Here is a 20,407-nt window from a genome sequence, read left to right on the forward strand (position 1 = left end):
AGACAGGGTGCCGATACCTCGGGGTGGTGGATACGGCACCGATGTGAATGAGAAGACGCCGCGCGTGCGGTACAGGAGTTTGCAATGCTGAAGACCGAATTCGAGGAGTTCCTCGACGAATCCGGCAACCTTCGAATCACCGAAGACGCCACCCTGGTGGACTACGTGGAACGAAACGTCCGCGAGCAGGCCGACACTCTGGCGTACCGGTTCATCGACTACAGCCGTGAGCGTGACGGGGAGGCCCAGGATCTGACGTGGGCCCAGTTCGGCAAGCGCCTGCGTGCGGTGGCGGCCCGGCTTCAGCAGGTCACCAAGCCCGGTGACCGCGTGGCCATCCTGGCGCCGCAGTCGCTGGAGTACGTGATCGGCTTCTTCGCCGCCCTGTACGCGAGCAACATCGCCGTCCCGCTGTTCAGCCCGGACGAGCCCGGTCACACCGACCGCCTGCACGGCGTGCTGGCCGACTGCCAGCCCACGGCGATCCTGACCTCCACCAAGTCGGCCGAGGCCGTCCGCGACTTCTTCTCGGACCGGCCCGCCAAGGACCGTCCGCGCGTGATCGCCGTCGACGCGGTGCCCGACTCGGTGGGCTCCACCTGGGTGGCGCCGGTGGCCGGCACCGACCACAACCGCGACACGGTGGCCTACCTGCAGTACACCTCCGGCTCCACGCGCGTGCCGGCCGGCGTCGAGATCACCTACGAGGCCGTCGCCGCCAACTGCCTGCAGATCTACGACTGCATCGAGATCGACCGCAACTCGCGCGGCGTCACCTGGCTGCCGATGTTCCACGACATGGGCCTGCTCACCGTGATCCTGCCCGCGCTGGGCGGCAAGTACATCACGATCATGAGTCCGGCGGCCTTCGTGCGCCGTCCGGGCCGGTGGATCCGTGAACTCGCGGCCGCCGACGACCGCGCCCCCACCTACGCCGCAGCACCGAACTTCGCCTACGAGCACGCCGCCGCCCGCGGTCTGCCCGCGGACGGCGAAGAGCTGGACCTGTCGAACGTGATCGGTCTGATCAACGGGTCCGAGCCGGTCACCGTGAGCTCGATGCGCAAATTCAACGAGGCGTTCGAGCCCTACGGACTCTCGCCCAAGGCCATCAAGCCCTGCTACGGCATGGCCGAGGCCACCCTGTTCGTGTCCGCGACGCAGCGCGACAATGCGGCCCTGATCAGCTACGTCGACCGCGACAAGCTGAACGCGGGCGAGTTCGTGCCCGTCGCCGAGGACGCCGAGAACGCGATCGCGCAGGTCTCCTGCGGTCAGGTCGCGCTCAGCCAGTGGGCCTGCATCGTCGACGGCGACACCGCGTCGGAGGTGCCCGACGGCCGGGTCGGCGAGATCTGGCTGCACGGCCTGAACATCGGCAAGGGCTACTGGAACAAGGACGACGAGACAGAGGAGACCTTCCACAATCTCCTCACCACCCGTCTGCCCGAGGGCAGCCACGCCGAGGGCACGCCGGACGACGCGCAGTGGATGCGCACCGGCGACTTCGGCGTCATCTACGACGGCGAGCTGTACATCACCGGTCGCGTCAAGGACCTGGTGATCGTCGACGGTCGCAACCACTACCCGCAGGACCTGGAGGCGAGCGCCCAGGAGGCGAGTGTCAACCTGCGTCCCGGTTTCGTCGCGGCCTTCGCGGTCCCGGCCAACCAGCTCCCCGCCGAAGTCTTCGAGGGCGGCTTCTCCGGCCTCACCTTCGACGCCGACGATGCGTCCGAGCAGCTGGTGATCGTGGCCGAGCGCGGCCCCGGACGCAAGGTCGATCCGCAGGAGATCGCCGACACCGTGCGCGCGGCGGTCGCCGGGCGCCACGGCGTGATGGTGCGCGATCTGCTGCTGGTCCCCGCGGGCTCCATTCCGCGTACCTCGAGCGGCAAGATCGCTCGCCGGGCCACCAAGGCGGCCTACGTCGACGGCACCCTGCGCGGTGGCTATCAGCAGACGGCCTTCCCGGACGCCGGCGAATAAATCGTGACCTTCGAGCGGAAAGCCCGGTATGTCGTCGACATACCGGGCTTGACGCGTACTAACCGACTTCTTCGAATCAGTAGGCTGTAGAGCGATGTCTGACATTGAGAACCACGGCGCCGACTCCACCGAGTCGACCACCGAGCACCCCGATCACGCAGGGACCGCGGGCGAGACCGCCGGCGGCCTGACCGTCGAAGAGCTGCGCGACTGGCTGCGGGAGTGGGTCTCGACCACCACCGGTCAGCCCATCGACCAGATCGCCGACGACCGGCCGATGGAGGAGTTCGGGCTGTCCTCGCGCGACGCGGTGGCGCTGGCCGCCGACGTCGAGGACCGGACCGGTGTGATCCTGACGGCGACCGCCGCCTACAACCACCCGACCATCGCGATGCTCGCCAAGCGCATCATCGAGGGCGACCCGGACGAGGGCCTCGATCTCGACGCCGACCGGTTCTGGGAACGCGACCGCGACGCCGACGACGACATCGCGATCATCGGGCTGGCCACGCGCTTCCCGAAGGGCGGCTACACCCCGGAGTCCACCTGGGAAGCACTGATCACCGGCGTCGACGGCATCACCGACCTCCCCGAGGACCGCTGGGCCGAGTTCAAGGCCGATCCGCGGCTGGCCGAGGTGATCGCCGAGGCCAACGTGCACGGCGGCTACCTCGACGACGTGCGCGGTTTCGACGCGGACTTCTTCCAGATGAGCCCGCGCGAGGTCGAGATGGTCGATCCGCAACAGCGCCTGGTCCTGGAACTGACCTGGGAGGCGCTGGAGAACGCGCACCTGCCGGCCAGCGACCTCAAGGGCGCACCGGTCGGCGTGTTCCTGGGCACCTCGACCAACGACTACCAGATGCTCGCCACCATGGGCCTGGGCGAAGGCGCCAGTGAGACCGCGGCCTACGCGCTGACCGGCACCGCGACGTCGATCGTCGCCAACCGCGTCTCCTACTTCTTCGACTTCCGCGGTCCGTCGATCGCCGTGGACACCGCGTGCTCGTCGTCGCTGGTGGCCGTCCACCAGGCGGTGCGCAGCCTCCGCACCGGTGAGACCGACGTGGCCCTGGCCGGCGGCGTCAACATGATCGTCACCCCGGCGGTGACGCTGGGCTTCGACAGCATCGGTGCGCAGGCGCCGAACGGCAAGATCAAGGCCTTCTCCTCCGACGCGGACGGCATGATCCGCGCCGAGGGCGGCGGCGTCTTCGTCCTCAAGCGGCTGTCCGCGGCCCGCGCCGACGGCGACCAGGTGCTCGCTGTGATCGCCGGTTCCGCGGTGAACTCCGACGGCCGGTCCAACGGCATCTTCGCGCCGAACCCGGACGCCCAGGTCGACGTGCTGCGCGATGCGTACGCCGACGCGGCCATCGACCCGCGCACCGTCGACTACATCGAGGCGCACGGCACCGGCACGGTGCTCGGCGACCCGATCGAGGCCGACGCCCTCGGACGCGTGGTGGGCCGCGGCCGCAGTGCGGACGCCCCGGCGCTGCTCGGCTCGGCCAAGACCAACTACGGCCACATGGAGTCGGCCGCCGGCGCCGGCGCGCTGGCCAAGGTGGTGCTGTCGCTGCAGCACGACCAGATCCCGGCGTCGCTCAACTACGTCGGCCCCAACCCGTACATCCAGTTCGAGGCCACCAACCTGAAGGTGACCGCCGAGAACACCGCGTGGCCGCGCTACTCCGGCAACGCGATCGCCGGCCTCTCCGGCTTCGGCTTCGGCGGCACCAACGCCCACATCGTGGTGCGCGAAGTGACCCCGGAAGACCTGAACCCCGCAGCGGTGGCCGCGGCGCCGGCCGCCGATCCGGTCGCGGCGCCCGTGGACGACTTCGACGACGACGAGGACTTCCTCACCGAGGCCGAGCGCGCGGTGCTCGCGGCGCAGGCACGCAAGACCGAGCCCGTGGTCGAGGTCGTCGAGGCGGATCCGACCGCGGGCTTCGCCCCGGTCGCCGGTCCCGACGCGGTGGTGCCGCTGGTGATCAGCGGCTTCCTGCCGTCGCGGCGTCGTCGTGCCGCCGCGGAACTCGCGCAGTGGCTGCAGACCGAGGAGGGCGCGGCCACCCCGCTGGTGGAGATCGGCCGGACGCTGGCCCGCCGCAACCACGGGCGCACGCGCTCGGTGATCATGGCCCGCAGCCACGCCGACGCGATCAAGGGCGCCACCGCGGTCGCCGAGGGTAAGAACGCGCCGTTCGTCTTCACCTCCGACTCCCCGGATGCGGCGTCGGCCGTGTGGCTGCTCAGCGGCTTCGGCTCGCAGCACCGCAAGATGGCCAAGCAGCTGTACCAAGACAATCCGGTCTTCGCGAAGAACGTGGACCGCGTCGACGAGTACGTGCAGAACGAGCTCGGCTACTCGATCGCCGAGGTGTTCCTCGACGACGAGCAGACCTACGGCATCGAGACCTCGCAGGTCGGGATCTACACCATTCAGGTGGCCCTGGCCGACACCATGCGCCACTACGGCGCCGAGCCCGGCGTGCTGATCCCGCATTCGATGGGCGAGGCCTCGGCGGCCTACATCAGCGGCGGCCTGTCGCTGGCCGACGCCACCCGGGTCATCTGCCAGCGCTCGCGGCTGATGGGCGAGGGCGAGTCGATGCTGGTGGGCGACGACATCCGCCTGATGGCACTGGTCGAGTACAGCGCCGACGACATCAACGACGTCCTCGTCGACTTCCCCGATCTGGAGATCTGCGTCTACGCGGCGCCCACGCACACGGTGATCGGCGGCCCCGAGCCGCAGGTCGACGCGATCGTGGCGCGCGCCGAGGCCGAGGGCAAGCTCGGCCGCAAGCTGGCCACCAAGGGCGCCAGCCACACCTCGCAGATGGATCCGCTGCTCGGTGAGCTCGCCTACGAGCTGACCGGCATCGAGCCGCTGTCGCCGACCACCGGCTTCTACAGCTCGGTGGACCGCGAAGTGTTCTACCGTCCCGGCGCCGAGCCGGTGCACACCATCGAGTACTTCACCAAGGGGCTGCGCCACAGCGTCTGGTTCGCGCAGGCCATCGACAAGGCCGTCGCGAACGGCCACCGCACGTTCATCGAACTCGCGCCGAACCCGGCCGTGCTGATCTCGGTGGCGGCCGCCGCCTTCGGCGCCGGTATCCACAACGCCGAACTCATCGAGACCCTGCGCCGCAAGGAAGACGAGAACGTCGGCCTGGTGACCGCGCTGATGAAGCTGTGGGTCCACGGGCACGCGGTGGATGTGGGTGCACTGTTCGGCATCGGCCAGGACCTGCCGTATGCCGACGTCCCGCGGACCAGCTTCGAGCGCAAGCCGTACTGGCTCACCGCCGCGGTCGACAGCGGCTCCGGGACCAGCACCATGCCGGGCGCGCACGTGGCGCTGCCCGACGGTCGGCACGCCTTCGAGGTGACCGCCTCGGTGGTGAAGGATCCGCGCGAGCTGGTGCTGGCCGCCGCCAAGCACGTCTTGGACTCGCCGGCCGTCGCCGCCGCCGACTCGTACGGCGAACTGCCCGGCGAGGGCACGCTGACCACCGTGTACACCCGCCACCCGGGCGGTGGCGCACTGGCGATCTTCGCCGATGCCGCGCACGGGCACGCGCTGCTGTTCGAGGCGTCCGTCACCGGCGGTCCGCTCACCGGTGCCGTGGTGCCGGTGGCGCAGGCACCTGCTGTCGTGCCGACGCCCGTCGAGGAGTCGTCCGGGCCGCTCGTCGTCGAAGACGAGGTGATCGACGACATCGGCGATCAGTGGACGCCGGAATCCGGCCAGACCGTGGAGCAGCGGCTCGCGGTGATCGTCGGCGAGTCGATGGGTTACGACCCGGACGACCTGCCGCGTGAGGTCCCGCTGATCGAGCTGGGTCTGGACTCGCTGATGGCGGTGCGGATCAAGAACCGCGTGGAGTACGAGTTCGACATCCCGCAGCTGCAGCTGCAGGCCATGCGGCAGGCGAATCTCGCCGACGTCACCAAGTTCGTCACCTTCGCGGTGGAGAACCGGGACCAGGTGGACCTGCTCGCCCACGGTGCCGGCGACGGCCAGGAACTGGACACCGCCGCTCTCAGCGCCCTGATCGACGAGGCGAACGCCGCAAGGCCGCCGCGCCCCAGGTCGAAGAGCCCCAGGTCGACGAACCCGAGGTCGAGGCGCCCGCGGTCGAGGTGCCGGCTGCGCCGGTGGAGCCCGCTACGCCGACTCCGCCCGCCGAAGCCCCCGCCGCGGACCTGACCGATCAGGCCCAGGTGGCGGCCGCGGCCGGTGCCGACGTCCCGCCGCGCGACGCGGCCGAGCGTCTCACCTTCGGTGCCTACGCCGTGGTGACCGGCAAGTCGGCCGGCGGCATCTTCAACAAGCTGCCCGTCCTCGACGAAGAGTCCGCGCAGAAGCTCACCGACCGGTTGAACGACCGCACCGGCGGCGACATCGACGTGGAGGACATCCTCGACTCGGAGACCATCGAGGACATGAGCGAGTACGTGCGCCGGCACATGGAGGCCGCGGCCGACGTCGACGGCTTCGTCCGCTACCTGCGCGTGCCGACCGGCGCGAACGGGGAACGACAGCACACCTTCGACACCGCGGCCGGCGATCCGATGCCGATGCTGGTCTTCCACCCGGCCGGCGGCAACACGTCCGCCTACGAGGCGCTGCTCAAGCGTCTGCCGGAGGATCAGCCGGTGATCGGCTTCGACCGCGTCGAAGGCTCCATCGAGGAGCGGGTGCACCAGTACCTGCCCAAGCTCCGCGAGATTCAGCCGCACGGGCCGTACGTGCTGGTCGGCTGGTCGCTCGGCGGCGTCCTGGCCTACGGTGCGGCCCAGGTGCTGCGCGAAGCCGGCGAGGAGATCGCGTTCGTGGGCCTGATCGACGTCGTCCGTCCCCGCGAAGACGTGGTGGAGACCCCGGAGACCAAGCGGGCCCGCCTGGAACGCTGGAAGGACTTCGCGGTCAAGACCTACGACCTCGACGACGACATTCCGCTGCCGATGGATCGTCTGGTCGAGGCCGACGACGACGAGCAGTTCGCCATCATCATGGAGATGATGTCGATGTCCGGGACCAAGATCCCCGGCGGCATCATCGAGCACCAGCGGACGTCGTTCCTCGACAACCGCGCGCTCACCAACATCGCGCCGACCCCGTACGCGGGCAAGGTGGTGCTGTACCGCGCCGACAAGATGCACGACGGCGCCATCGAACTCGAACCGCAGTGGGCCGAGATCGACGAGGACGGGCGCTGGAGCGAGGTGGTCGACGATCTCGAGATCGTCCACATCGGCGGCGACCACCTGTCCATCGTCGACGAGCCCTATGTGGCCAAGGTCGGCGCCGATCTGACGAGTCGGATTGCGCAAGTGAACCAGAAGGAGTCCTGAGCGTGACGATCGATCACACCACCGCGGGCAAGCTCGCCGACCTGCGCGAGAAGCTGGCCCTGGCGCAGGAACCGGGCGGCGCCAAGGCGATCGCCAAGCGTGAGCACAAGGGCATCTGCTCCCCGCGTGAGCGGCTGGAGATGCTGTTCGATCCGGGCACCTTCGTCGAGGTCGGCGCGCTGGCCAAGATGCCGGGTGCCGCCGACACCGGGTACGGCGACGGTGTGGTGACCGGCCACGGCCTGGTGCACGGGCGTCCGGTCGCGGCCTTCAGCCACGACCAGAGCGTGCTCGGCGGCACCGTCGGCGAGATGTTCGGCCGCAAGGTCTCCAACCTGATGGAGTGGGCGGGCAAGCTCGGCTGCCCGATGGTCGGCATCAACGACTCCGCCGGTGCCCGCATCCAGGATGCCGTGACCTCGCTGGCCTGGTACGCCGAGATGGGTCGACGCAACGACTTGCTGTCCGGCCTGTCGCCGCAGGTGTCGGTGATCCTGGGCAAGTGCGCCGGCGGCGCCGTGTACACCCCCGCGAACACCGACGTGCTCGTCGGCGTGGAGGACAAGAGCTACATGTTCGTCACCGGCCCGGACATCCTCCGCGCCGTCAACGGCGAAGAGGTGTCGGCGGAGGATCTCGGCAGCGCCCACAACCAGGCGCGCTGGGGCAACATCCACCACGTCGCGCAGGACGAGAAAGCGGCCTTCGAGTGGGTGCGCGAGTACCTGCAGTACATGCCGATGACCTGCCATGAGCAGCCGCCGGTGATCAACCCGGGCCTGGAGCCGGAGATCACCGAGTCGGATCTCTCGCTGAACACCTTCATGCCGGACAACGACAACGCCGGCTACGACATGCACGACCTCATCGTGCGGCTCTTCGACGACGGCGCCTTCCACGAGGTCGCGGAACTGTTCGCGCCGAACATCATCACCGGTTTCGCGCGCGTCGACGGTCGCAGTGTGGGCGTCGTCGCCAACCAGCCCGCCGTGATGGCGGGCACCCTGGACACCGACGCCTCGGAGAAGGCGACCCGGTTCGTCCGCATCTGCAACGCCTACAACATCCCGCTGATCTTCCTGGTCGATACGCCCGGCATTCTGCCCGGTGTGGTCGAGGAAGCGAAGGGCACCATCCGGCGTTCGGGCAAGTTCCTGTACGCCTACGTCGAGGCGAGCGTTCCCAAGGTCACCGTGGTGCTGCGCAAGGCCTACGGCGGCGCGTACGCGGTGATGGGCTGCAAGCAGCTGGGTGCGGACATCAACTTCGCGTGGCCGACGGCCAAGATCGCCGTGATGGGCGCCGAGTCCGCCGCCGTGATCCTGACCCGCCACCAGACCGAAGGCCTCTCGGCGGCCGACGCCGACAAGGTGCGCCAGGACTTCATCACGTTCTACAACGCGATGATGGCCACCCCGTACCTTGCGGCCGAGCGCGGCTACATCGACGCGGTGATCGAGCCCGCCGACACGCGCCTGCAACTGCGTAAGGCGCTCGCTCAGCTGCAGGACAAGCAGGTGCTGCGCGCCCCGCGCAAGCACTACCTGATGCCGATCTAGGCGTCAGCCGCACACGTTCGCGACAGTCCGCACCACAGGCGGCAGCCCGGCTGCCGCCTGTGGTGTCGGCTGACGCCTGTGGGTGGCACTGCCGCCTGTGGCGCGCCGGCGCTAGGCGACGGCCGTGCCGAACGCCGTACCGATGCCGTAGGTGACGCCCATGGCTATCGCGCCGCCGACCATCACGCGCAGCGTCGGGCGCAGCGGCTTCGCGCCGCCGAGGAGCGCGCCGATGGTGCCGGTGAGGGCCAGCGCCGCCAGCACGACGATGAACACCGTCGGCACCCGCCAAGACTGAGGCGGCAGCAGCACCGCGATCAACGGCAGCAGCGCGCCGAGGGTGAAGGAGATGGCGGAGCTGACCGCGGCCATCCATGGGTTCACCAGTTCCTCGGGATCGAGGTGGAGTTCGGCGTCGGCGTGGGCGGCGAGGGCGTCGTGTTCGGTGAGTTCGCGCGCCACCTGGTGCGCAGTGGCCGAGCTGAGACCCTTGGCCTCGTAGAGGCCGGCCAGCTCGTCGAGCTCGGCGTCGGGGTCGTCGGCCAGTTCCCGTCGTTCCTTGATCAGCAGCGCCGCCTCGGTGTCGCGCTGGGTGCTCACCGAGACGTATTCGCCGAGCGCCATCGACACGGCGCCGGCGGCCAGTGCCGCGATACCGGCGGTGAAGATGGGGCCGCGCGCCGCGCCGGCCGCAGCCACACCCACGACGATGCCCGCGGTGGACACGATGCCGTCGTTGGCGCCGAGCACGCCGGCGCGCAGCCGATTGAGACGGTTCGCCAATCCGCCGCCGTGCGGCTCGGAGTCGTGGGCGTGCGGATTGGCGTCCGTGGTCGTCATCAGTCGACGGCGAGCACGCTCAGCTGATCCCAGCCTTCGCCCTCCACCTGCCGGGCGATGATGTCCGGGGTCCGGGACAGGAACGGCTGGATCAGCGCGCCGCCGGTGCGGAAGTGCTCGCTGGTCGCGTGCGCCATGAAGCCGTCGTCGGTGTAGCCCTCGAGCACCACGTACTCGTTGGGATCGTCGATGCTGCGCGACCAGTGGTACCAGAGGTTACCCGGCTCGTTGCGGGTCGCCTCGGTCAGTTCGGTGAGCGCGCTCGGGAACTCGTCGGCCAGTTCGGGCTTGACGTAGAAACGGACATTGACGATCTGCACGGGCGTGTCCTTCATTTCGGTGACAGTGCCTCGAAGGCTACCCAGTGCCCGTCGTCCTCGGTCGGCCCCTTCGCTTTTGGGTGTCACCGTCGCTTTCGGGCGGGCCCGTCGTTCTAGAACGACAGCACCACCCGAAAGCGGCGGGACGTACCGAAAGCGTCAGTACCCGGCCGAGCGCATCGGGGCGGGGCTCCAGAAACCGTTCACCGTGCGGTAGCCCAGCTCCAGCTCGGCGGGCGTGGCGTCGGGCACCAGCGGGGTGAACCGCTCCAGGCCGCCCCAGTCGCGACCCCAGTTGTTGCGGAGGTAGCTCGGCACCAGCGTGTGCGACAGCAGCGCGTCGGTGATGCCCAGCGGACCGCCGGACTTGCCCGCCATCCACGTCTGGCTGTTCTTCTGGGTGGCGTCGGCGTCGGGCATGATCCGCCACTCGGGCAGCTCCAGAACGCCGTTGCGCACCGCGATCGGCCGCTGGCACGGGAACACCAGGCCGGGCAGCCAGTCGATGAGCACCGGATCGGTGCGGCCGACGACGTCGTTGAGCGTGGCCAGCTCGGGGACGCGCGGCGGCGTGAACGCCAGCCACTCGGCGAGCGCGGGTGCTTCGTCGACGACGTTCAGACGCACCAGGGTGGCGCCCGGGGCGGCGTCCGCGAGCGGGAAGCGCAGGCTGCGCCACTCGCTCTTGGTCTCGATCGCGTCGATCGGGGTCTGCGGCGCACCCACCGGGACGACCTTCCCGTCGGCGCCGACGCGACCGTACTGGGCCACCAGCTTGCGGCCGGGGACCACGGCGCCGAGGCCGTTGATCGCCTCGATCGAGCCGGCCGCCGCCACCGTGAGCAGCGGCGACGAGTCCGGTGCCTGCCCGGCGGCGAACGGCAGCAGGTACCAGTCGGTGGTGACCGTGGCCGGGCCCTGCGTGCGGTAGCTGCCCAGGACCGGCGTGGTGGCCGGGTTCAGGCCGTAAGGCAGGCGGACCGAGGTGCTCTGCGGTTCAGGCGTGTCGGCCTCACCGGTAGCGGTGTCGCCGCTGCCGGATTCTCCGCTGCCGTCGTCGCTGTCCTCGCCGCTGACGTCGTCGGTGGTCGGGAGCGAGGTCTGCGGGCCGGCGTCCTCGGAATCACCGCTGGACTTGCGTTCGAGCGGATCGATCCCGACGTTCGACGGCAGGCCGTCGGGGGTGAAGCCGACGTTCTCGCCGGCCAGGGCGGCCTTCGGTGCGGGCGCCGGACGGCCGTCGACAGACGCGGGCTGCAGGATCGACGCGTTGGGGTCGCTTTCGACGAGGACGTCGTTGGCCAGCGCGCATTCGTCGCCGGTCAGAGCGCGGACGTTGGACTTGGCCCACGACCAGCTGTCCCGCTGTACCCAGGCGCCCTTCGCGAAGGAGCCGAGCATGAACAGAATCACCAGGGCCGAGATCACCGGCAGCGGCGAGACCTTGAGACGGTTCAGGCCGGTGCGCTGGTAGCCGGTGCGCTTGGCCTCGTCGACGTAGTCGTTGCGGAAGTAATACCAGAGGCCCATCAACGCGCAGAAGATGGAGAGCGCCAACACCACCCAGCCGAGCTTGATGCCGGCCACCTCGATCGGGCGGTCCCACCAGGGGATGCCGTAGCTGCCGACGTACCACCACATGTTGGTGCCGGTGGCCGCGACCGCGGTGACCAGTAGGACGGCCGAGGCGAAGAACGCGCGGTTGCCGCGCGAACGCAGCAGCGCAGGCGACATCATGGCCGCCGCCGCGGCCACCAGGCCCGCGCCGATACCGGCGTAGATGCCCAGGTGGTGGGTCCACTTGGTGGGCGTGAACGAGATGAAGAACATGGTGCCGAGCATGATCGCGACCAGACGCCAGATCGGTGCGCGGGCGACGCCGTTCAGCGGGCTCTTGGACAGCAGGCGGAAGATCACCACCACCAGGGCCAGGAACATGATCAGAATGCCGAAGCGCCGCGAGAACGTGCCGTCGCCGGTCTGCAGGATCAGGTAGTAGTACCGGACCGGCTCCTGCCACCACTCGAGGGTGGGGCCCACCTCGGAGGCGGTGGTGCTGCTCTCGATGAGCGGCATCAGCGGCTGCCAGTAGAAGACCAGGTACAGCACCGCGGTGCCCGCGGCGAGGACCGGCGCGATCATCGGCAGCAGGCCGTCGCGCTGACGACGGGACACGATGCCGCGCACTACCGGTCGCAGACCGGCGAGGAGTGCGGCGACGGCCATCAGGCCGCCCGGTGCGACGGCGAGGGTGAAGGCGCCGATGATCGCCGCCACCGCGTACGGCAGCAGGCGGCGGGTGGCGATGGCGCGTTCGACGGCGCACCAGGTCAGCAGGGCGCCGATGGCTTCGAGCGGCTCGAAACGGATGCCGTTGTTGTACGGCAGCCAGATCGCCAGGAACACCAGGGCGCTGGACCAGATGGCCGCCTGGTTGGTGCGCACCGCACGACCGAGCCTCGGGATCACCTCGCGGCTGAGCAGCCACCAGCCGAGCAGGCCGACGAGGAAGGCGGGCAGACGCAGCCAGGGCGCACTGACGCTGATCTGCGTCATCCACGACAGCACCTGGTACGGCCAGCCGAACGGGTCCTGGGGGACGCCGAAATAGCGGAAATAGTTGTCGGCGTAGCCGGCTTCTTCGGTGATGCGGGCGACGGTGATGTTGTAGCCGTCGTCGGAGGTGTTGCCGCCGATCAGCCACCACAGGGCCAGCACCACGATGACCACGGCGTCGGGGCCGCGAATGGTGAACCAGCCGCGCGGCAGGAACCGCTTGTGGCGGCGACCGTCCCGGGAGTCGAGGACCCCGAGGGCCAGCAGCGCCAGCAGCGTCATCACGATGCCGACGATGATCGCGGCCAGCTTCAGCGGGGTGGGGGAGTTGACGTAGCGGGTGTCGATGTCGGCGTGCAGCGACAAGCCGGCGCGCGACGCATCGGCGGGCAGATCGGAGAACACGCCCACGATCTGCGGACGCATGTCGGTGTCGTCGGTGCGGTAGCTGGTGCCGTCCCCCTCCATGCCCAAGACCTGGGCCGTCACGCCGTCGGCGTTACCGGTCAGCGCGAAGGTGCAGTTCGCGTTCGCCTGCGCGGCCTTGCGGTCGACGCTGAGCAGCAGGACGTCGCGCACTGTCATCACCAGGCGGTCCTGGTCGGCCTTGACGAACAGGCCGCGGGCCGAGGCCTGCTTGCCCGCCGCGGGGATCGTGGACAGCAGCACGCCGCCGGAGGCGGGCAGGTCCTCGGCCAGCGAACACGGCACGGTGACGGACATGTCGGTGGGCACGAACGCGACCAGCGGTGCGGTCACGTTGCCGATGGTGTCGGACTGCGGCCACTGCAGAGCGGCGCTGCGCTGCTGCACCGGCAGCAGCGGTGTGGCGATCGCCATGCACAGGCCGATGAGGCCCGCGATCGCCGCGACCAGTTTGGTGACGCGGTAGTCGTTGTTCTTCAGGAACGCCCACCGGTCGGTGGAGTCGGGGGAGTCGGTGGAGTCGGGGGAGTCGGGGGCCGTCGCAGTGTCGACGGGATGCTCAGCGGTCATTTCGTGGGCTCCAGGCGGATCGAGCCGGCGCGGGCCAGGCCGGACTGCGTCACCCGTTCCGTCGTGACGACGGCGGTGGCGGCGTCCGGGGCGAGCGGGGCGAGCTTCTCGAGCGTGCCCCAGTCCTGGTGCCAGTCATGGTTCAGATAGGTCGGCACCACCGTGGCCTTGGTGGTGGCCTCGGTGATCGCCAGCAGACCGCCGCCGCTCGTCGACATCCACGTCTTGGACTGCATGTTCATCGTCACGTAGTCGGGGAGGATGCGCCATTGCGGGACCTGCGCGACACCGTGTCGGAAGGTCAGCGGTTGCTGGCACGGGAAGAACGCGCCCACCGCGAAATCGATCAGGGTCGGGTCCTGCGAGCCGACCAGCTCCTGCAGGGTCACCAGCTTCGGCGCGCGCGGCGGCGTGATGCCGAGGAACTGCATGGGGCCGAGGTTGGTGTCGTCGAGCACCAGGCGCATCACGGTGGCGCCGGCGGGCGCCGAGGACATCGGGACGCGCAGGTTGCGCCACGGACGGTTGGCGATCTTGGGTCCCGGGTCGATCGGCAGCACGTTCGGGCCGATGCGCTCGAACTCGCCGTTCGCGCCCGGCTTGCCGAACTGGACCACCAGCGCCTGGCCGGGGATGTGCGCGCCGTTGGCGTCGATCGAGCCGACCGAGCCCGCGGTGGCGAAGACCAGCAGCGGCGAGGCGTTGCGGTCGGGCAGCTGGTACCAGTCGGTGCGCAGGTGTGCGTTGCCCTGGTAGCCGTAGCTGCCCAGCACCGGCGTGATGGCCGGGTTCAGGCCGAACGGCAGCGCGACCGTGGAACCGTTCACCGTGCGCGGACCGGTACCGCCGGTGGTGCCCGCGCCGAGCGTGCCGACGGTGGAGAACGGCTTGGACGTGGAGCCGGAGACGTGCATCTGGCCGGGGCGGGAGACGATCGGCTCGGGCGAGAGGTCGCCTGCCACGCCGTTCGGGGTGAACCCGACGCCCTCGGTACCGGCCAGCGCGGCCGAGGCCGAGCGGCCGTTCGCCGGGGTCAGGAAGTTCGCGTTCGGATCGGGTTCGGCCAGCACCTGATCGGCCATGCCGCAGGAGTCGCCGCCGATGGAGGCGAGATTGTTGCTCAGACTCGTCATCGCGTCCCCGCGATTCACGACGGCCTTGCCGAACATCGCCAGCGTGATGAGCACGGTGAGGGCGGCGATCACGGTGATCGGCGACGAGGCGACGGCCATCCGCCGGACATCCGCGGAGCTGTCCGGCTGGCCAGCCGTGTGATGAGCCATGCCGCGGTTCTTCACGTAGTCCAGGCGCAGCGTCTGCCACAGGGCGACGGCCACCGCGATCACCGCGAGGATCAGGATCAGCGACGACACCGGACGTCCGGCGATCGACGGTGCCTGGTCGAACCACGCGATGTCATAGCGCGCCACGTACGGCCACGCGTTGTAGCCGGCGGCGACGGCGGCGAGACCGAAGAGCAGCCCGGCGATGAAGACCGTGAGGTTGCGGCTCGACCGCGCCGCGGCCTGGGCCACCGCGAGGGTGCCGGTGGCGGCCAGCGCCGCCGCGAGACCCGCGAAGACACCGAACTGGATGGTCCACTTGACCGGAATGAAGAAGAACAGGATCAGGGTCACCGCGAAGGCGCCGACCAGGCGCCACGCCGGGCGCGGGCGCACACCGTCGATGGTCCCGCGGCGCAGCAGCAGCGCGGCGGTGACGATGGCCCCGGCGAAGAGCAGCAGCACCGGGATACGGCGGGCGATGGAGCCGTCGGGTGTGGTCACGGTGAGGAAGTAGTAGCGCAGGAACTCCTGGCTCCACGGAATGATCGGGCCCACCTGGTAGCGGGTCTTCATCGCCTCGATGACCGTCATCAGCGTCTGGTCGCGGAAGACCACCACCAAGACCACCGTGCCTGCCGCGGCGATCGGTGCCAGGAGCGAGAGCAGCGGGTCCTCGCGGCGTCGATCCACCAGGATGCGCAGCAGCGAACGGGCCGAGACCAGCAGGATCGCGACGGCGATCACGCCCTGCGGGGCGAGCGCGAGCGTGAACGCGGCGGCCAGCGCGGCCAGCGCGGCAGGCAGCAGCTGCTTGGTCGCGATCGCCTTCTCCGCGGCCCACCAGACCAGCAGGGTGCCGAGCACGATGATGCCCTCGGTGCGCAGACCGGCGCAGAACGGCAGCCAGAACGCGACGAAGACCGACGCGGCGGCCCAACCGGTCCAGCCGGTGGCCTTCACGGCGGTGCCGAGGCTGGGCAGGACCACGCGGCTGAGCAGGTACCAGGAGGCCAGGCCGGCCGCCAGGGCGGGCAGATGCATCCAGAGCAGTGACGGGGACACCTTGGCCCACTGCGCGAGGAAGCCGTAGTACCAGTCGAACGGGGCCTCGGCGATGCCGAAGTAGCGGTAGTAGTTGGAGAGATAACCGGCCGCGTCGGCGGTGCGGCCCATGTTCAGGATGTAGCCGTCGTCGGGGGCACCCGCGCCGAGGAACAGCCAGATCAGCAGGACGGCGGTGACGACGAGGTCGGTGAGGCGGGGGCGCAGGGACCGGATCCACGCCGTCGCGCTGCCGCGGCGATTGGGCGGCGCGCGGTAGCCGCGCAGGCGGTCGAGGCAGTACAGCGCGAACAGCGCCACCAGGGTGGCCAGCACCGCGATGATCATCACGAGGGTCTTGAGGATCGAGGCCGACGACTCGTAGCGATTGTCGACGGTGATCGTCGAACGCAGGCCCGCGGCGGCGAGGCTCTGCACCTGCTCGGTGGACAGATCGGTGAACAGGCCGTCGATCTGCGGGCGGGTGTCCGGCGGCAGCAGTTTGGTCGGGCCCAAGCCCACGAACTGGGCGCCGGTGCCCGCGGGCGAGGAGAAGATGTGCAGGTTCTTGCAGTCACCGGAGGCCAACTGCTCGAGTGTGGCCCCACCCGCGTTGTTGGCGCGGAACAGCACGGTGACGCGCTCGCCGTTGCTGTTGACGATCAGCGCGTTGTTGGTCTGCCGCTGCGCTCCCGGCGGCATGGTGGTCAGCACGGTGCCCGAGGTGCGGGCGGCCTCGGCCAGCGGCGCGCACGGGATCCGGATGTCCAGCGCCTGGGAGGTCTGGGCGATGAGCGGGGCGACGATCGACGGATCGTCGGCGTTCAGCTGCTGGCCCTGCGGCCAGGTGATGGTCGCCTGCGTCGTCGACACCGGGACGAAGGGCACCGCGATGGCGGCCAGCACGGCGATGACGCCCGAGATCGTGGCGAGCATCCGCGCCGACGGAGCCGACAGCGGGGCCGATCGCGGTGGGCGCTCGGTGTCTTCGATCTCAGTTGTCGGCTCAGGCACGACTTCTGAGGTTAGTCGAACAAGCTGAGCACGTCCCAAACGCGCACGGGCGTGGTCAGTATCGGATCGGTGCCGGACTCCACAGTCCGCTGCGGACCTCGGTGTCGTACTCGATCACGGCGGGGCGCGCCTCGTCGTACGCCGAGTAGCGCTCCAGGGCGCCCCAGTCCCGGCCGATGTCGCCCTGCAGATAGGTCGCCACCGTCTCCGCGCGTTGGGAGACGTCCAGCCAACCGAGCGGTCCGCCGCCCGGCGCGCTCTGCCAGGCTCCGACGGCCGCGGCCAGGTCGGCGCCCGGCTTGATCCGCCACATCGGCACCTCGGCGACGCCGGCGTGGAAGTTGAACGGCCGCTGGCACGGCACCACCAGCCCGGACGTCCAGTCCGCATGGACCGGGTCGGTACTGCCGACGGTGTCCTGCAGAGTGGTCATCTCGGGTAGCCGCGGCGGGGTCACCACCAGGTAGTGGTCCGCGGCCAGGTTGTGGTCGTCGGCGACGATGCGGATGGCCGTGAGGTTCGACGGCAGTCCGGTCGTATCGATGCGGACGTTCCGCCACGACGGATTGGGGCCCGGATCGATCATGGCGATGCCGCCGGTCGGCGACAGCGATCCGTCGGTGGTGGTGGGGCCGATCGGCTCGTCGGTGTATTCCAGGCGGAGTTCGCCCTGGTAGAAGTCGCCGGCGACGGAGAAGGTGATCAGCGGGCGATCCCGGTAGTCGGTGGGCAGGCGGTACCAGCCGGAGGTGAGGCCGGCCGGGCTCTGGACGTCGCCGGAGTAGCTGCCCAGGACGGCGGTGCGTTCGGGGTCCAGGCCGAAGGGCAGGGCGGCGAGGCTGCCGTTGAGGCCGGGTGTGCTGATCACGCCGCCGCCGGTGCCGCCGCTGTTGGCGATGAGTAGATCGGGGTCGGCGGCGGCCGCACCCGCGAGCACGCCGAGGCTGCCCGACGAGGCCCGCGCGTTCACGTCGTCCGGAATGCCGTTGGCGGAGAACCCGGTGGTGGCGCTGCGATCGGAGCCCGCCGGTTGGCTGGTGGGTCCGGCGAGCGGATCACGCAGGGTCGAGTCCACCGGGGTCAGCAGATAGTCGCTCGGGTTCGACTCCACCCACACCTTGTCGGCCATACTGCACGGGCGGCCGGCCAGCGCTTCGAGGTTGCTGCGCGGCACCGAGTAGGAGCCGGACTGGTTGATGCCCGCGACGATGGCCGTGACCAGGGCGAAGGCGACGAGGAGGCCCGCGGCGACGCCCATCGGCGCGCGACCCGGCCAGGCCACGCTGCGGCGCAGTCGCGGCCACCGCACGTGCTCGGGGTCGTCGAGCACCGGATCGGTGCCGGTGAACGGTTCGCGGAAGTGGAACCAGAGAGCCACCGCGAGCAGGATCAGCGTCAGGTACAGCAGGACCTGGCCCACCATGGCACCGCCGATGGTCACCTGCCAGACGCCCCACGGCATGCCCCACGCGGAGGAGTAGTAGTACGAGTTGGGGGCGGTCAGAGCCAGGCCGGCGATGAAGACCACCAACGCCCCGAACAGGGTGCGGTTCCGGCGCGAATGGGTGGCCCCCGCGCTGGCCGCCACCGCGGCCAGCGCGGCGAGCGCCGCCGCCAGACCGGCGAAGACGCCGAAGTGGTGCGTCCACTTGGTGGGCGTGAACATGAGGAAGAGCAGGGACGCGAAGGTGATGCCGACGATGCGTTGCGCCGGGCCCGCGGCGGTGCCGGGGATACGGCCCTTCCGGATCAGGACCGCACCGGCCACCACCAGCGAGAGCACCATCGCCAGCACGGCGAATCGCCGCATGATGGAGCCGTCGGCGGAGAACGCGAACAGCGAGGAGTAGCGGTCGATCTCGTTGTACCAGTTCGCCGACGGTCCGACGGCGGTCTTCATGGTGGAGCTCTGCAGGAACGCGGCGAGCGTCAGATTGGTGAACACCACGAACAGGACGAAGGTGCCTGCGGCCAGGATCGGTGCGAGCAGGCTGAGGTAGGCCCACTTCGCGGCCCGGCCGGTCTGCGCGGTGACCTCCCGGGCCCGCTTGACCAGGGCCAGCAGCATCGGCCGCGCCCCGGCGACCAGGGCGGCGACGGCCAGCACACCGGTGGGTCCGGCGGCGATGGAGAAGGCGGCGATCAGGCACGCGAGTGCCGCGGGCAGCAGGCGGCCGGTGGCGATGGAGCGTTCCACCGAACACCACGCCAGTAGCGCTCCCAGGGCGATGATCGGTTCCGGGCGCAGCCCGTTGTTGAACGGGAACCAGCAGGCCAGGAACACCGCGGCGGCTGTCCAGGCCGGTGCCGTGCTCGCCGTGTGCAGGTGGCTGCGGGCCCCGGCGGTGGCGCGACCCAGCCGCGGCAGGATCTCGTGACTGATGATGAGCCAGCTCGCGATGCCGCACGCCAGGGCGGGCAGACGCATCCACGGGCTGGCCACGCTGACCTGGCTGAGCAGGCCGAAGACCTGGTAGTACCAGCCGAACGGCGACTCCGGCGCCCCGAACCAGCGGAAGTAGTTGGCGGTGTAGTCGCTGTCCTGCGCCACCCGCGACATGGTCATCAGATAGCCGTCGTCGGACGTGTTGGGCCCCACGAAATGCCAGACGAGCAGCAGACCGATCACCATGCCGTCGCGGGCGTTGAGCCGCCACCAGCGCGCCGGGAACACCCGTCGGTGGCCGCGGCCGTCGGTGGCGTCCAGACGCGCGAGCGCGAGCAGCGAGATCAACGTGGCCGCGACGCCGACGATGATCGCGAGCCACTTGAGCAGGGTGGGGCTGGTGCTGTAGCGGGAGTCGATCTGCACGTGCGCGGTCAGGCCGGGCAGATCGGCGGCCGGGCCGGACAGCTGGGTGAACAGGCCGGTAACCTGCGGGCGCTGGTCGCCGAGGTCGGTGTCGCTGGTCGACGCGGTGCGCGGCTCGCCGTCGTCGTCGCGCAATCCGACGAACGCGGCGGTCACGGCGTCGGCGTCCGCGGAGATCGTGATCGCCTGGCAGTCCGCGGCCACGACCTGGTCCAGCGGTGCCGACAGCAGCGGGATGTTGCGGTTGACCACTTCCACGGAACGCTGCGCGGCAGGATTGTCGGCCGCGCCGGTGACCCGGACGAACAGGCCGCGCTCGGCGGACCTCGGCGCGGACGGAGACGTGGTGGCCAGCAGGATCTGCTGTCCGCGCGGCAGATCGCCGACGGCGGCGCACGGAATGGAGGCGTCGAGCGTGATGGGTGCGTACGAGATCAGCGGTGCCGACACCGAGTTGACGGTGCCGTCCTGCGGCCAGCTGATGTCGGCGGTCGTCTGCTGCACCGGCAGCAGAGGAGACAGGAGTGCCAGGAAGAAACCGACGAGGCCCGTGATGATGGCGGTGATCTGGGCTCGCCGGACAGAGAAGGATGGCACAGGGGCATCGTAGCGATGCCCCCG

The 20,407-nt window shown here is 69.9% G+C and carries 8 protein-coding genes and 1 pseudogene; 4 read left to right on the forward strand and 5 right to left on the reverse strand.

Features of this window, described 5'->3' with window-relative positions; all coding sequences use genetic code 11:
- Window positions 1-84: 84 nt before the first annotated feature.
- From fadD32 to MUG78_RS06605, 4 genes and pseudogenes are all read left to right on the forward strand, one after another.
- Window positions 85-1,989, forward strand: coding sequence for a long-chain-fatty-acid--AMP ligase FadD32 (gene fadD32 / locus MUG78_RS06595; protein ID WP_246993380.1), 1,905 nt, complete (start codon window positions 85-87; stop codon window positions 1,987-1,989).
- A gap of 94 nt (window positions 1,990-2,083) precedes the next feature.
- Window positions 2,084-6,214: a polyketide synthase Pks13 gene (gene pks13 / locus MUG78_RS06600; protein WP_372493145.1), complete on the forward strand. Its 4,131-nt coding sequence runs from the start codon at window positions 2,084-2,086 to the stop codon at window positions 6,212-6,214.
- Window positions 6,169-7,362: pseudogene (locus MUG78_RS18420) on the forward strand (thioesterase domain-containing protein); the annotation flags it as partial. The gene pks13 and the pseudogene MUG78_RS18420, both read left to right, overlap by 46 nt.
- 8 nt (window positions 7,363-7,370) lie before the next feature.
- The gene (locus MUG78_RS06605) at window positions 7,371-8,921 is read left to right on the forward strand and encodes an acyl-CoA carboxylase subunit beta (protein WP_246996879.1); all 1,551 of its coding nucleotides are present in this window, start codon (window positions 7,371-7,373) and stop codon (window positions 8,919-8,921) included.
- 111 nt (window positions 8,922-9,032) lie between these two features.
- Here the strand turns inward: MUG78_RS06605 and MUG78_RS06610 are convergent, their stop codons facing one another.
- The 5 genes from MUG78_RS06610 to MUG78_RS06630 form a co-directional block, all read right to left on the reverse strand.
- On the reverse strand, window positions 9,033-9,761 hold the full coding sequence (locus MUG78_RS06610; protein WP_246993382.1) for a VIT1/CCC1 transporter family protein: 729 nt from the start codon (window positions 9,759-9,761) through the stop codon (window positions 9,033-9,035).
- Complete coding sequence (locus MUG78_RS06615) at window positions 9,761-10,096, reverse strand: putative quinol monooxygenase (RefSeq protein ID WP_246993384.1); 336 nt, start codon at window positions 10,094-10,096, stop codon at window positions 9,761-9,763. The genes MUG78_RS06610 and MUG78_RS06615 overlap by 1 nt, the downstream gene beginning before the upstream one ends.
- Window positions 10,097-10,240: 144 nt before the next feature.
- Window positions 10,241-13,633, reverse strand: a complete 3,393-nt coding sequence (locus tag MUG78_RS06620) for an arabinosyltransferase domain-containing protein (RefSeq protein ID WP_246993386.1) — start codon at window positions 13,631-13,633, stop codon at window positions 10,241-10,243.
- Window positions 13,630-16,896: an arabinosyltransferase domain-containing protein gene (locus tag MUG78_RS06625; protein WP_246996881.1), complete on the reverse strand. Its 3,267-nt coding sequence runs from the start codon at window positions 16,894-16,896 to the stop codon at window positions 13,630-13,632. Before MUG78_RS06625 ends, MUG78_RS06620 begins: the two co-directional genes overlap by 4 nt.
- Window positions 16,897-17,029: 133 nt before the next feature.
- Window positions 17,030-20,383, reverse strand: a complete 3,354-nt coding sequence (locus MUG78_RS06630) for an arabinosyltransferase domain-containing protein (RefSeq protein ID WP_246993388.1) — start codon at window positions 20,381-20,383, stop codon at window positions 17,030-17,032.
- Between the last annotated feature and the right edge of the window lie 24 nt (window positions 20,384-20,407).

Source organism: Gordonia alkaliphila (assembly GCF_023017165.1).
Lineage (GTDB): Bacteria > Actinomycetota > Actinomycetes > Mycobacteriales > Mycobacteriaceae > Gordonia > Gordonia alkaliphila.

Bases quoted from the DNA above. Each gene is read 5' to 3' on its own strand.
- MUG78_RS06615 (WP_246993384.1), bottom strand. From the start codon at position 10,096: ATGAAGGACACGCCCGTGCAGATCGTCAATGTCCGTTTCTACGTCAAG.
- pks13 (WP_372493145.1), top strand. From the start codon at position 2,084: ATGTCTGACATTGAGAACCACGGCGCCGACTCCACCGAGTCGACCACC.
- MUG78_RS06610 (WP_246993382.1), bottom strand. From the start codon at position 9,761: ATGACGACCACGGACGCCAATCCGCACGCCCACGACTCCGAGCCGCAC.
- fadD32 (WP_246993380.1), top strand. From the start codon at position 85: ATGCTGAAGACCGAATTCGAGGAGTTCCTCGACGAATCCGGCAACCTT.
- MUG78_RS06620 (WP_246993386.1), bottom strand. From the start codon at position 13,633: ATGACCGCTGAGCATCCCGTCGACACTGCGACGGCCCCCGACTCCCCC.
- MUG78_RS06625 (WP_246996881.1), bottom strand. From the start codon at position 16,896: ATGCTCGCCACGATCTCGGGCGTCATCGCCGTGCTGGCCGCCATCGCG.